Below are 13,380 nucleotides of genomic sequence, written 5' to 3' on the forward strand. Positions count from 1 at the left end.
TTAAGATTATAACTTATAATATAGTACTTTTCTTATAACATTTAAAGTGTAGATGCAAAACATAATTCATCCAAATCTGGAAAAAGATATAAATAATTGGTTCAAAACAAAATTTAATGGTTTTACATTACCATTTTATAGCTCCATAGATCTTAGGAATTCAGGCTACAAAATTGCTCCAGTAGACGCCAATTTATTTCCTGCAGGGTTTAATAACCTAAGTGAAGTATCAAAAGCGATAGCAGCAAAATTGATAAAAAGCTACTTCGAAACAAAACAATATAAAAAGGCCCTTATAATACCGGAGAATTACACACGAAATAAAATGTATATAGAAAATGTATTTGCTATAGAAAAGGTACTGCAACTCGCAGGTTTTGAAACTAGAATTGGCCTCTTTCATAATGAAACGTACAATTTAATAGAACAGTATGAAACTGTTGTGAAAGAAAACTCTTTGCTGAAGACAACTTCAGGATTTGTGCCTGATATTATTATACTGAACCGTGATATGACGAGCCACATTCCAGACACGCTAGAAAACGTAAAACAAGAGATAGTGCCAAGTCCATTATATGGCTGGCACAGTAGGCAGAAATTTCAATATTTTGAAATCTATCAAAAATTAGTGTCCGAATTTTGTGGCGAATTTAAAATGGACCCATGGCTTATTTCTGTGCTTACAGAAAGCTGTAATGGAGTTGACTTTAATGATGATTCATCACTAGGAGCAGTAGCGACTAAAGTTGACCAAATATTATCTCTAGTGCAAAAAAAATATGAGGAATATGAAATAAAAACACAACCTTACGTTTTTATCAAAGCAAGCAATGGCACATATGGAATGGGCATTATAACAGCAACAAGTGGAAAGGAAATATTAAATCTCAATAAAAAAAAGCGTCATAAAATGAAAAAGATAAAAGAAGGAATAGCAATCAATAGTGTTATTATACAAGAAGGTGTACCAACTATTGACATATTTAAAAGTAGTTCTGCAGAACCGCTAATATACTATATAGGAGATACTCCAACATGTTACTTATACCGATGTAATAGCAGGAAAGATGTATATTCTAGCTTGAATTCCACTGACTGTGAATTTTATGACATCAGCCAAGAAAATAAAACTTTGCCACTTTGGAATATTGTTAGCAAATTAGCAGTGCTAGCATTGGCAGTAGAAATTAAGTCTTTTCATCTCTAATAATTAATTTCTACAATGCTGCCATTATGCTGAATATGGTGAGCGTCATCAAGTCCAGTAGAAGGATCAGTACCATTATTAGGTTGATTGACAAACTTATCGATGTTTGATACTAGATATGCTATACTTAGTATCAAACTAACCGTAACAGTTAAGTTGAAATTATAGATTATGCCACCACCCAAGTCTATTGGTATGGTTGGAAGTTCCATTCTTTTTAATATGAAGCTTAACAAGCCCAATGACAAAGTGAATGTGCTAAAAATAACTTCTTTGCCATATTTAGCAGACTTTTCAGAATCCTTATTATCTAGATACTTCTTCCATGTATAATAACAGTTTATGCATTCTGAAAATAGAAATAGAACTGCTGATGTTAAGCTAATATAACTTATTACATCCTTGTTGTTTCTAGCTAAGAAATGAATGATTTTTGTCTGCATCAATATTCCTATGACACAGTTTGCCAAGAAGGCTAAGCTACCCACAACCTGTATTGGTTTTTCAGGTTCATTTCCCCCTTTACCATTCTGAAGTTTTTTAGATTTATATCCAGCTAAATTGAGACCAAAATGAAGAGCAAATATTATTGATGTTGGTAGTTTTATGAACTTAGAAATATCTAATACAGTGCAAATATTGGATCTGTTGTTATCAATAAACTCGCAACAGAATTGCAATGAAATTTTACACAATATGCCTGTTAAACCTACTGCAATACAATACATCTTTCTAATATCATGATTGTGAGCATCATGTATATTTTCTATAAATGTATTTGGCTTACCTTTTGGCATAAGTAGATAATAAAATAATAACTTTTTAATATTATACTATAAAAATCTAAAAAGAAAAGTGCTATAAATCAGTACTTTGAGAGTGATCTAAACATAAATCGGCCAAGCACTTGATAAATAAGAGATCAGTACTGAGAGTTGGTACGCGAAAGTAATATCCGTCTTTGATAATTGCTTTATACTCTATATCAAGTTCAACCAGTGTTTCAGAATGCTCAGAAACAAAAGATATAGGTGATAAAACTACAGGTATATTATCGTCTTTTGCGCGTGATAGCTCACTTTCAGTGCTAGGCTCCAACCATTTTACAGGGCCAACCTTACTCTGATAACATATTCCCCAATCAAGATCTTCAATATTCAATTTTTTTACTATTAATTTTACTGTTTTTTCTATCTGTGAAGCGTAAGGGTCGCCTTTTTTAATGATACTAAGAGGTAAGCTATGAGCCGAGAATAGGACTCTTGGCTTACCGATTTTGCTAGCTAATTTATAATATTTAGACGTCAGATTAACATGAGCTTCAATAAAGTCTTCATTGTCATAATAATGGTGAATTGTTTTTGTGTTACATTCCAGTTTGGCATTTTTTTGCCAATTCTCGATGGATGATAGAGTTGTGGTGGTTGAATATTGCGGATATAGTGGTAACAGAATGATTTCGTCAGGGTCGAATTGCTTTACGCTTTTAACAACTTCATCAGCAAATGGATGCCAATAACGCATGCAGATGAATATCTTATATACATGGTTTCCATTTTCATTTAATTTTAGTTCTAAAGCATCAGCTTGTGCTTTCGTATTCTCCAAGATTGGCGATTTACCTCCAATGTGCTCGTATATTTCTTGTGCAGTGCTTTCTCGCCTTTTGGAGATAAACTTTGCTAAAAGAAAGCGGAAAGGATTGAGTAGATTGACTATTCTTCTATCATAAAATAGATTAAACAAGAAAGGACGTACTGCACTTAGTGAATCAGGTCCACCAAGGTTAAATAAGATTACTGCCTTCTTCACTGACAGCACCTTTCTTCAGGTTTGCCTATAAAATCAGCTACACACTCATCAAGTTTAGTTACAGGCACTAAATTTCTCACACTAGCATACAATAGATGACCAGATCTCTTCACGTTACTCTGTGTAGATACAAAGTTTCTATCAAAAACCACATCAACACAAAAACTTGGCACTGCTTCAAAAAGTTCAACAGCAGCCAAAGATATCATTATGCAGCTTTGTAGAGCCTTCAGAAAAATCGTAAGGGGAAAAAGTAAAACCCTAACAAAGAGAGAGGGAAGACTGTCATTCATTAGTTGTCCTGGATTAGGAGAATTATACTCAATATGCTGTCTGTTTTTATCAAAGATAGGAAATTTTATAATGTCTTTCTTAAATTCCTGCTCTATTTGTTCCTCGGTATAATTTTCATTATTAGTCATTTTTTTCAATAACTTTTCACGCAAGTGAAAGGTTCTTACAACAAAACATGTTGCAACCATCAGTGCAGCACATATAAGTGCGCACTCGATAAGGCTTATGTTGCCTACCATAGCTGGTAATACAAAGCAAAAAAACAGCGGTATGGCAATCATTTCACCAAATGGAACAACGTTCCTTTTCATCCCAAAAGCGGCACCTTCTTTTAATTTTGTATTATTGTGTAAGCTATACTCTAAATAACTTAAAAATGCCAAATTAAAGGTTAAAAAACCTTTTGTTCCGCAGAAAATTGATGATTTAAGATTATTCACTAGTTTCTTACGACAGTAAACCATAAACTACCCCTTGATGTTTTATTCTTGACTATAAATAAAAAATCTCTTTGATGGAACAAAAATTCACAATAAAGTAAATATACGATCTTAATATAAGGGAATGATATGGCAATTGAGAGAACACTTTCGATATTAAAACCTGATGCAGTAAAAAATAATATTACAGGCAGTATAAATTCTTACATTGAAAAATCTGGACTAAAAATTATAGCACAGAGAAAGATGCTGCTGACAAAAAAACAAGCAGAGCTGTTTTATGAAATTCATAAGGATAGGCCTTTTTTTGGAGAGTTGGTGGAATTTATGACTTCTGGGTCTGTGATAGTTCAAGTTTTAATCGGTGAAAATGCAGTCAGTAAATACAGACAAATCATGGGTGCTACAGATCCAAAACAGGCAGATAAAGGTACAATTAGGGGTGATTTTGCTAATGATATTAGTGAAAATAGAGTGCATGGTTCTGATAGTCTAGAGAATGCTCATAGAGAAATAGCTTTCTTTTTTGCTGAATGTGAATTGGTGTAGTTTTACCTTTTTACATATTAAATTTCTGAATTTTATGTTGAACTGTATAATATTAGCCCAATTTTTAGTTTAAGCAATATTAAGGGAAAGCTTTTTCATGCACAGTATAGATAATATTTAAAATGGATCATGTTGTTAACGCTTATAATAGATCTGAAGCTTCTATAGTTAGAGGAGAAGGAGTATATCTCTTCGATAAGGATGGTAAAAAATATTTAGACTTTGCTGCAGGAATTTCTACAACCTCTCTAGGGCATTGTCATCCATACATTACAGATAAACTGAAGGAGCAACTGGATTCATTATGGCACTGCTCTAATATTTTTACTATTCCTCAGCAGGAAAGGCTTGCTCAGCGTTTAACAGAACTTACCTTTGCCGATAAAGTTTTTTTCTGCTCAAGTGGACTTGAAGCAACAGAAGCTGCAATTAAATTTATTCGCCGCTATTTCTACTTAAATGGACAAGAAAAGCGCAGTCACATCATTACAATTGAAGGAGGTTTTCATGGCCGCAGTATTGCTGCAATTTCAGCTGGGGGAAATGAAAAATCACGCGAAGGTTTTGCTCCACTCCTTTCTGGTTTTGATAAAGTTCCAAGAAATAACATTGAAGCATTAGAAAAGAAAATCAATAGCGAAACAGCTGCCATATTTTTAGAGCCCATACAAAGTGAAGGCGGAGTACATCCATTGGACGTAGAGTATCTTAAAAAAGTAAGAGAGATAACAAAAGCTCAAGGAATAATTTTATGCTTTGATGAAGTGCAATGCGGATATGGACGGATTGGCTCTCTATTTTACTATCAAAATATAGGAGTTGAACCTGATATGCTCACTTGTGCGAAGGCTATGGGTAATGGATTTCCTCTGGCTGCATGTTTAGTAAAAGATTATATAGCAGAAGCAATCACTCCAGGAACTCATGGGTCAACTTATGGAGGTAATCCACTTGCCATGACTGTTGGTAATGCAGTACTCGATGTAATGCTAAAGGAAGGCTTTTTTGACCATGTTAAGAAGGTCAGTAAATATCTAAAAGAAAAGTTGTTGCCTTTGACTGAAGAATTTCCGAAGATCATTTCAGAAGTTCGTGGGGAGGGTTTATTGATAGGGATAGAGCTTAGAGTACCTTTGGCTGATAAAATTGTTAAACAATCTCTTGACAAAGGCTTAATAATGACTAATATTTTAAATAATAAGGTAATAAGAATAACTCCTCCACTTGTTGTTGAGAGTATGCATGTGAATGCAGTGTGTGATATATTTCATGATTTATTTTTTTATATTAAAGATATATAGACTTGCAAATGCTTCTTACAACATATAAAATCAACTCTGTTTCTATATCGCAATAACATCATACTTTAATGGATTGGTTATTGATTTCAGTATTGTCAGCAATTTTCTTCTTGTTGATCTTATCGTTTTTGTTTTCAGGAGCAGAAATAGGGTTAACCTCAATTAGCCGCTCCCGAGTTAATAAACTAAAGCTAGATGGCAATAAAAGAGCTAAGATAATAGACCGCTTGTTGAATACAAAAGAATTAACAATAGGAACAATATTACTGTGCAATACAATTATTAACATTACTTGTTCCGCTTTATTTACAGCAATATTTATACATTTCTTTGAAAGTGAAGGCATCTTTCTTTCAACATTCATGATGACGTTTTGTATTTTGCTATTTTGTGAAGTTTTACCAAAAACTTACGCCATGCAAAATCCTGAAAAATTTACATTGCTTTCTTCTTATTTTATGCTGTTTTTTGTCAAGATTCTTTCTCCATTGACATTAGGCATTCAGTTTATTGTCAATCTCATTCTGAAGTTATGTGGGCTTCATAAGAATAGGGAGGTAATATCTGCAGCAGATGCAATGCGTAACATGATTACTCTTCATCGCAGTGAAGGAACTATGTTACAACAGGATTTAGATATGCTAAGTAGTATACTTGATTTGGCTGAGACAGAAATATCACAGATTATGACTCACAGGAGAAGCTTATTTTCTCTTGATATAGATCGAAACAAAGAGGATTTAATAAGAGAGATTTTAACCAGTAGCCATAGCAGAGTACCTTTATGGCAAAAAGAACCAGATAATATTGTTGGAGTGGTTCACGTGAAAAATCTAATAAATGCCTTGCGTGAAAAGGATAATAAAATAGAGATTGCCAAAGTTATGTCAAAGCCTTGGTTTATACCAGAAAGTACGCCACTCAGTGTACAACTTCACAACTTCCGTAAAAACAGGAAACACCTTGCATTTGTTATTGATGAGTATGGAACACTACAGGGAATCGTAACTCTTGAGGATATACTGGAAGAAATAGTTGGAGAAATTTCAGATGAACATGATTTGATCACAGAGAATTTTATAAAAAAGATATCCGATAATATGTATCACATAGAAGGAAAATCTACTATTAGGGATATTAATAGACAGTTACATTGGGATCTTCCTGATGAAGAAGCTACAACTCTAGCAGGTATGATTGTAAACGAGATAGAGCGCATTCCTGAAGAAAATGAAGAGTTTTCCATGTACGGTTTTTACTTTAAGATTTTAAAAAAAGATAAAAATATTATTACTATGATTGAAGTACAAGTAAAAACTGATAATACTGTAGTAGCAATTAATTAGTTGGGTTCTATGGAAGATACATTAAAAATAACGGCTGAAGATTTGAAGAACTATATAGAGAGAATAGAAAAACTTGAACAAGAAAAGAGGGATGTGCAAGATCACATTCGTGATGTATATGCAAAAGCTGCAGATGAAGGTTGGGATATAAAAGTGATGAAACAGATTATTAGGCTAAGAAAGATGGATGATGATGACAGGGAGGAACAGGAAATATTACTTGATACCTACAAACGTGCATTGGGAATGAATTACGAAGGTGAATAGTAGGATTGTAATTGGAATAAGTGGAGCATCTGGTTCTATTTACGGTGTACGGATTCTAGAGGCACTAAAAAATACCAATCATGAAACTCATTTAGTGATCAGCAGTGCTGGAAAAATAACTATAGCTCATGAGATTAAAGAAAAACTTGAAGATATTATGTCGCTTGCAGATTTTTACTATTCTGAAGAAAAAATAGGAGAAAAAATAGCAAGCGGCTCATTTAAAACCTCAGGTATGGTTATTGCTCCATGTTCTATGAAAACAATGTCTGAAATAGCATCGGGGGTGACTTCCAATCTATTAACAAGGGCTGCAGATGTAACTCTAAAAGAAAGAAGAAAATTAGTTCTTATGGTGCGAGAATCTCCACTACATCTTGGACATCTACGAAATATCTTAAAACTAACGGAGATGGGAGCAATTATTGCTCCGCCGATGCCTGCTTTTTATATTAAACCAAAATCTTTGGATGATATTGTAAATCATTCTGTTGGTAAAGTATTGAATTTATTTGATATCGCATTACCTGACTTCGAGGAGTGGCAAGGAAATGTCAATTATTATTAACGGTAAAAAAACAGCAAATGATCTCTGTGAGGAGCTATCAAAAAAAATTGATATTTTAAAGAAAGAGTATAATGTTTTTCCTTGTCTTAAAGTAATTCTCGTGGGTAGCAATCCAGCAAGTCAGGTCTACGTTCGTAATAAACAAAGAAAAGCAGAATCAATAGGCATAAGTTCTGAAACTATTGTTTTGCCTGATAGTATCTCAGAAGATGAATTGATTGAAAAAGTTAATACATTAAATGAAGATTCATCTGTGCATGGAATTTTAGTTCAGTTACCTTTACCAAAGCACATCAGTGCAAGCAGAATAATTAATACAGTAAGTGTTGAAAAAGATGTAGATGGCTTTCATGATGAGAATGTTGGCAGGTTAGTTAAAGGTGAAAAAAATTGTCTGATACCTTGTACTCCCAAAGGTTCTTTGCATTTAATTAAGTCAGTTGAAAATAATCTGTCCGGTAAAAATGCGGTAATCATTGGCAGATCAAATATTGTGGGTAAGCCAATGTTTCACCTATTGTTGCAAGAAAATTGCACTGTTACCATCTTGCATTCACAAAGTAGGGATTTAGCTGATTATTGCTCTAAGGCGGATATAGTAGTTGCAGCAGTTGGAAAGCCAAATTTTGTTCAACCAGATTGGATAAAAAAAGGTGCAATAGTGATTGATGTTGGCATAAATAGCATTAACATAGGAAATCAAAGTAAGCTTGTGGGTGATGTTGACTTTGAGGGAGTAAAAGAAAAAGTCAAAGCTATTACTCCAGTGCCTGGTGGAGTTGGCCCGATGACAATAGCATTTCTTATGATCAACACTTTAGTTGCTGCTTGCTTACAGAAGGGAGTTGATCCTTCTGATTTTATTGCTTAAGGTTTAGCTTAATGTTAGCATAAACAGAATACCTTTGCAAATAGCACATATATAGCACCAAGCATACAACTGTGTATAGGGATTCAAAGTGTTCATAGCTTAAAAATTATAACGTATACCTACTTCTATGATTGCATCTGGTTTTTTCATCGGTGGTTTAAAGCCACTTAATTGACCGCTTGCAGTAATAGCAACTGTGCCAACTATCTGCGGAATAATTTCACAATCAACACCTAACTTTACTTTATAGGAAATAGCACCCAGTATTTTATCTAGTGTTTCATTTTGACCTGCGGCTGCAGCTACAGTTGCAGCCGAATTTGGAGTGTTAACTGCATTTGTATCCTCACCAAGACCAAAAGATGGCAATATTCGAATATATCCACCCAGTCCTATACTAGCATATAATTTAATAGGATCAATTTCAAGATCAGGATAGTAAAGGTAATTTGCCAACAAACTAGCTCCTACTTTCCTTTTTTGTTTATCAGTTATATCACTTATGTTAGCAAGAACCTCAAGTTCAAACTTAGAATTTTTGTTATGATGATAACCAAAGACAACGTTAGGGTTCAATTTAAAGCTTTCACCCCATCGAGTCCCAAAGTTTAAACCTACATAACCTACATAGTAATGATCTTCGTACTGGTCTTCATATCGATCTTCGTATTGATCTTCACAATGATCTTTGTGTTGATCTTCATACTGATCTTTGTACTGGTCTTCATACCGATCTTTGTACTGATCTTCTAACTCACTTGTACCATTACTAGCTGTACTTGCTAAAGCAATCAACACAGCGAACACTTTCATCGTTCTCATATAATTCATACACATTACTTCCTTAAAACAGACTGGAATAAGTGTTCAAACATGCTAGCAGCAAGTTTTGAGCATTGCTTATGGTTACACCTAACCATTAAACATGTACACAATGCCATCCAGCATTAAAAACTATAACGTACTCCTACTTCCAGCATCGCATCTGGTATTTGTTTTGCTTTTAAACCACTCAGTTGCCCGCCTACGGTTAAAGCAGCTGTACCAACTATCTGTGGAGCAACTTCATAATCAACACCAACCTTCAGTTTGTACGAAATAGCACCCAGTATTTTATCTAGTGTTTCAGTGCCAACAATGTCAAAAGGATATACTTGTAGATGTCCTCCTAAACCTCCACTGACATATAGTTTCACAGGATCAATGTCAACGTCAGGATAATAACGGTAATGTGCTAATAAACTAGCTCCCATTTTCTTGTTTGTGTCCTTTCCTTCTGCATCCTTACCTCCAAACATATCACTTACGTCAGTGAGAATCTCAAGTTCAAACTTAGAGCTTTTATCATAATTATAACCAAAAACTAAGCCAGGTTTTATTTTTAATCCAGTGCCCCATCCACCACCAAAGTTTAAACCTGCGTAGTACTGCTCTTTTGCACTATTACTAGCTGCTTTATTACTAGCTGCACCTGCTAGAGATGAAGTGAGCAAAACAGCTAAAACACACAATCCTTTTATTTTCATATAACTACCCATACAAAAAAATATATAATGCACAAGTATATATCCTTTATATTAAAAAAGATATAACCTCATATCAAAAAAAGTATACCTACGAAATTAGGGACATGCTACTCAAAATTTTTATATAACTATGTTTACTACCTTATTTGGTACAGCATATATAGTGCGAATTTTGCTTTGATCGATTTTGTTAGATACAGAACCTGTTGCTATTTTCTTCAATTCTTCTTGAGGTAAATCAGTTTCTACTTTGATAGTCGCACGCAACTTTCCATTAATCTGTACTGCCACAGTTACCATATTATCAATTAGTAGTGATTCATCAGCTTTTGGCCAAGGTTGCATATATAGCATGCCTTCGCCTCCTATTTTTTGCCATAAATTTTCAGCCAGGTGTGGCATGAATGGCTCAATTACTCTGATTAGTATGCATATACCTTCATCAATAAGAGATTTTCCAGTTTTTACGTCTATTTCAGCTATTAAATTTGTCATTTCACGAAACTTTGCTACCACACAGTTTAATCTGCAGTTTTCCAAGTCATCTGTAAGCACTTGCAATAGTTTATGGATTTTTTTTCTGTACTCTAGGAGTTTACCTACAATGTTTTCATTATCATAGTGTATGTTTACGGGCCTAAGTTGCACTACCATACGCCACAATTTATTTATGTAGCGAAAACAACCTTCCACGCCATCATCAGACCATTCCATATCTTTTTCTGGGGGGGTATCGGATAATACAAACAAACGAGCAGTATCAGCACCGTATTTTTCTATGATAAAGTTTGGGTCAACTGTATTCTTCTTTGACTTACTCATCTTTTCGACTTTTCCAACTTGGATCTTAGCACCCTTCGCAATCAACTCTTTTGCTTCTTCGGGAAAGAGCCATTTGCCATTCTCATCTTTATAAGTTATATGGCAGACCATTCCTTGAGTGATTAAAGTAGAGAAAGGCTCTTTAACATCAAAATAGCCACATTTAGTTAAAGCACGGCAGAAAAACCTTGAGTAAAGCAAATGTAGAATTGCATGTTCTATTCCACCTATGTAATAATCAACAGGCATAAAACGATTACAAGTATCTTTATTAATCGATTTATTTTCACTGCAAAATGCAGCAAAATACCAAGAAGATTCAAAAAAAGTGTCAAATGTATCAGTTTCACGTTCTGCTTGCTTTCCGCACTTTGGACAATCAACAAATTTCCAGGTTGGGTGCTTGTCCAGGGGATTACCACCACTTGTAAATTCTACATCCGTTGGTAGAACAACAGGGAGGTCTTTTTCTGGAACTGGAACAATTCCACAATCTTTACAATATATAACAGGTATAGGACATCCCCAATAACGTTGCCTTGAAATTCCCCAATCATGCAAACGGTAGTTTACTGTTTTTTTGCTTATTCCTTTTTCTTCAAGCTTTTTAATGATTACTTCCTTTGCCTCATTAATCATTAGTCCGTTTAAGAATTCAGAATTGAACATCACTCCATCACCGAAGTACGGTTCTTTTAAGATCTCTGTGCTCTCTGTGCTCTCTTCACAAACTACAGGAATAATCGGTAAACCATACTTCTGTGCAAATTCAAAATCACGCTGATCATGTGCAGGGCAACCAAAAATCGCACCTTCTCCATACTCCATCAACACAAAATTCGCTATATAAATTGGTAATTCCTTGTCGAGAAATGGGTGCCTGACGTTCAGTCCAGTGTAAATTCCAATTTTTTCATCATTCTCCCCCTTTGCCTTCATATTACCAATAAAGTCTCTTATTTCTTTGTCCTTAAGGTCTTGTACAATAGGGTGCTCTGCTCCTACTGCAAGAAAAGAAGCTCCAAATAAAGTATGAGGAGAAGTTGTAAAAATCTTTAACTTCTTATTCAAGCCAACTATTTCAAAATCTATAGTTACACCTTCAGATTTTCCTATCCATCGTTCTTGCATAGTTTTGACTTTTTCTGGCCAATTTTTTAAACTTTGCAGACAATGAAGCAAATCTTCAGCAAAATCAGTAATCTTTAAAAACCATTGGAATAACTTACGTTTTTCAATAACTGTACCTGATCGCCATCCTTTTCCATCAACCACTTGCTCATTTGCAAGCACTGTTTGGTCCACTGGATCCCAATTAACCCACGACTCTTTTCGATAGGCAAGACCATGCTTTAAAAAATCCAGAAAAAATTTCTGTTCGTGTTTGTAATAATCAGGCTCACATGTGGAGAGCTCACGATCCCAATTGTATGAAAGACCTATAGATTTTAGCTGCGTGCGCATATTATCTATATTATCTTGTGTCCATGCTGCAGGGTTAATGTTATTGTCCCTTGCTGCATTTTCAGCTGGTAATCCAAACGCATCCCAGCCAATTGGGTGCAAAACCTCAAATCCACGAGCTCTCTTGTAACGTGCTATAACATCTCCTATTGCATAGTTACGCAGGTGCCCCATATGAATCTTACCAGATGGATATGGAAACATTTCCAACACGTAACATTTCTTCTTTTTACTATCTTTGCTTACAGAAAAATCCCACTTATTTTGGTAGAATTTTTCAACGTTTTTAAAATCATATTTCATAAATTCAATCACAGTTTATATGTACTAAAGGATCGACTGCTTGACCATTATGTCTTATTGTGAAACACATCTGCGGATCTTTATCTTGTGTGCTTGATTTACCTGCAGATCCAATTACTTGACCTTGTTTTACTTTATCACCAATTTCAACTTGTATGTTTTTTAAATAGGAGTACATAGTCATGTAATTATCTTTATGTTCCACTATAATTAAATTTCCGTACCACCTCAGGCCTTTGCCTACGTATATTACTTTGCCAGGTGCAGAAGCAATAACCTTTGTTCCACTTTGAGCAGTAATTTTTATGCCATCTTGACATATTTTATCAGAAGAGGTAACTGCACCTTTAACCGGTATTACAAATTTACACATGCTTTGTGCATTATTGTTATATACCTTATCTACAAAGGCTTTTCTACTTTCTTTTCGCAGCGAAGAATCAACATTTTCTTTAATCAAATGATACTCCCTTGTGTACTCTAGGTCTCTTTTCCCATAAAATTCTTCGCCTTTAAGTAGTACAGGTGCAGGTTTTTGCAGGCCACAGCTTATCAGTATTGCTGATAATATAAAGAACAAGGCTATACGACACATACACTTATCTCTAGA

14 protein-coding genes are annotated in these 13,380 nt (G+C 34.6%); 7 read left to right on the plus strand and 7 right to left on the minus strand.

What is annotated here, in order from left to right; all coding sequences use genetic code 11:
* Positions 1–52 precede the first annotated feature (52 nt).
* Positions 53–1,207 carry a glutamate--cysteine ligase gene (gene gshA, locus MJ631_RS07500; protein ID WP_010406439.1) on the plus strand — a complete coding sequence of 385 codons (1,155 nt, stop codon included), beginning with the start codon at positions 53–55 and terminating at the stop codon, positions 1,205–1,207.
* Here the strand turns inward: gshA and MJ631_RS07505 are convergent.
* The 3 genes from MJ631_RS07505 to MJ631_RS07515 all read right to left on the minus strand — a co-directional run bounded on the left by MJ631_RS07505 (position 1,204) and on the right by MJ631_RS07515 (position 3,777).
* Positions 1,204–2,004, minus strand: a complete 801-nt coding sequence (locus tag MJ631_RS07505) for a hypothetical protein (protein ID WP_019236750.1) — start codon at positions 2,002–2,004, stop codon at positions 1,204–1,206. The genes gshA and MJ631_RS07505 overlap by 4 nt on opposite strands.
* A 61-nt stretch (positions 2,005–2,065) precedes the next feature.
* Positions 2,066–3,019 carry a ferrochelatase gene (gene hemH, locus MJ631_RS07510; protein WP_214303197.1) on the minus strand — a complete coding sequence of 318 codons (954 nt, stop codon included), beginning with the start codon at positions 3,017–3,019 and terminating at the stop codon, positions 2,066–2,068.
* Positions 3,016–3,777 (minus strand): hypothetical protein, encoded by a 762-nt coding sequence (locus MJ631_RS07515; protein WP_214303198.1) that lies wholly within the window; start codon positions 3,775–3,777, stop codon positions 3,016–3,018. Before MJ631_RS07515 ends, hemH begins: the two co-directional genes overlap by 4 nt.
* A 105-nt stretch (positions 3,778–3,882) precedes the next feature.
* On the opposite strand from MJ631_RS07515, the gene ndk reads away from it, so the two are divergent.
* From ndk to folD, 6 genes are all read left to right on the plus strand, one after another.
* A complete protein-coding gene (gene ndk, locus MJ631_RS07520) occupies positions 3,883–4,302 on the plus strand; it encodes a nucleoside-diphosphate kinase (RefSeq protein ID WP_007302165.1) in 420 nt (139 codons plus the stop codon).
* A 122-nt stretch (positions 4,303–4,424) separates the two neighbouring features.
* Positions 4,425–5,603, plus strand: coding sequence for an aspartate aminotransferase family protein (locus tag MJ631_RS07525; protein ID WP_007302164.1), 1,179 nt, complete (start codon positions 4,425–4,427; stop codon positions 5,601–5,603).
* A 68-nt stretch (positions 5,604–5,671) separates the two neighbouring features.
* On the plus strand, positions 5,672–6,949 hold the full coding sequence (locus MJ631_RS07530) for an HlyC/CorC family transporter (RefSeq protein WP_214303200.1): 1,278 nt from the start codon (positions 5,672–5,674) through the stop codon (positions 6,947–6,949).
* A gap of 9 nt (positions 6,950–6,958) precedes the next feature.
* A complete protein-coding gene (locus MJ631_RS07535; RefSeq protein WP_007302162.1) occupies positions 6,959–7,216 on the plus strand; it encodes a DUF2312 domain-containing protein in 258 nt (85 codons plus the stop codon).
* A complete protein-coding gene (locus MJ631_RS07540) occupies positions 7,209–7,784 on the plus strand; it encodes a UbiX family flavin prenyltransferase (RefSeq protein ID WP_007302161.1) in 576 nt (191 codons plus the stop codon). The genes MJ631_RS07535 and MJ631_RS07540 overlap by 8 nt, the downstream gene beginning before the upstream one ends.
* On the plus strand, positions 7,768–8,655 hold the full coding sequence (gene folD, locus MJ631_RS07545; RefSeq protein ID WP_007302160.1) for a bifunctional methylenetetrahydrofolate dehydrogenase/methenyltetrahydrofolate cyclohydrolase FolD: 888 nt from the start codon (positions 7,768–7,770) through the stop codon (positions 8,653–8,655). The genes MJ631_RS07540 and folD overlap by 17 nt, the downstream gene beginning before the upstream one ends.
* Positions 8,656–8,754: 99 nt before the next feature.
* Here the strand turns inward: folD and MJ631_RS07550 are convergent, their stop codons facing one another.
* The 4 genes from MJ631_RS07550 to MJ631_RS07565 form a co-directional block, all read right to left on the minus strand.
* Positions 8,755–9,492 carry a cell envelope biogenesis protein OmpA gene (locus MJ631_RS07550; protein WP_214303201.1) on the minus strand — a complete coding sequence of 246 codons (738 nt, stop codon included), beginning with the start codon at positions 9,490–9,492 and terminating at the stop codon, positions 8,755–8,757.
* A 110-nt stretch (positions 9,493–9,602) separates the two neighbouring features.
* Entirely contained in the window at positions 9,603–10,193 is a 591-nt protein-coding gene (locus MJ631_RS07555; protein ID WP_262986320.1) for an outer membrane beta-barrel protein, read from the minus strand.
* Between the two features lie 108 nt (positions 10,194–10,301).
* Positions 10,302–12,770, minus strand: a complete 2,469-nt coding sequence (gene leuS, locus MJ631_RS07560) for a leucine--tRNA ligase (protein ID WP_214303203.1) — start codon at positions 12,768–12,770, stop codon at positions 10,302–10,304.
* A gap of 4 nt (positions 12,771–12,774) precedes the next feature.
* Positions 12,775–13,365: a murein hydrolase activator EnvC family protein gene (locus MJ631_RS07565; protein WP_007302156.1), complete on the minus strand. Its 591-nt coding sequence runs from the start codon at positions 13,363–13,365 to the stop codon at positions 12,775–12,777.
* Between the last annotated feature and the right edge of the window lie 15 nt (positions 13,366–13,380).

It is taken from the genome of Wolbachia endosymbiont of Oryzaephilus surinamensis, from assembly GCF_025617515.1.
Lineage (GTDB): Bacteria > Pseudomonadota > Alphaproteobacteria > Rickettsiales > Anaplasmataceae > Wolbachia.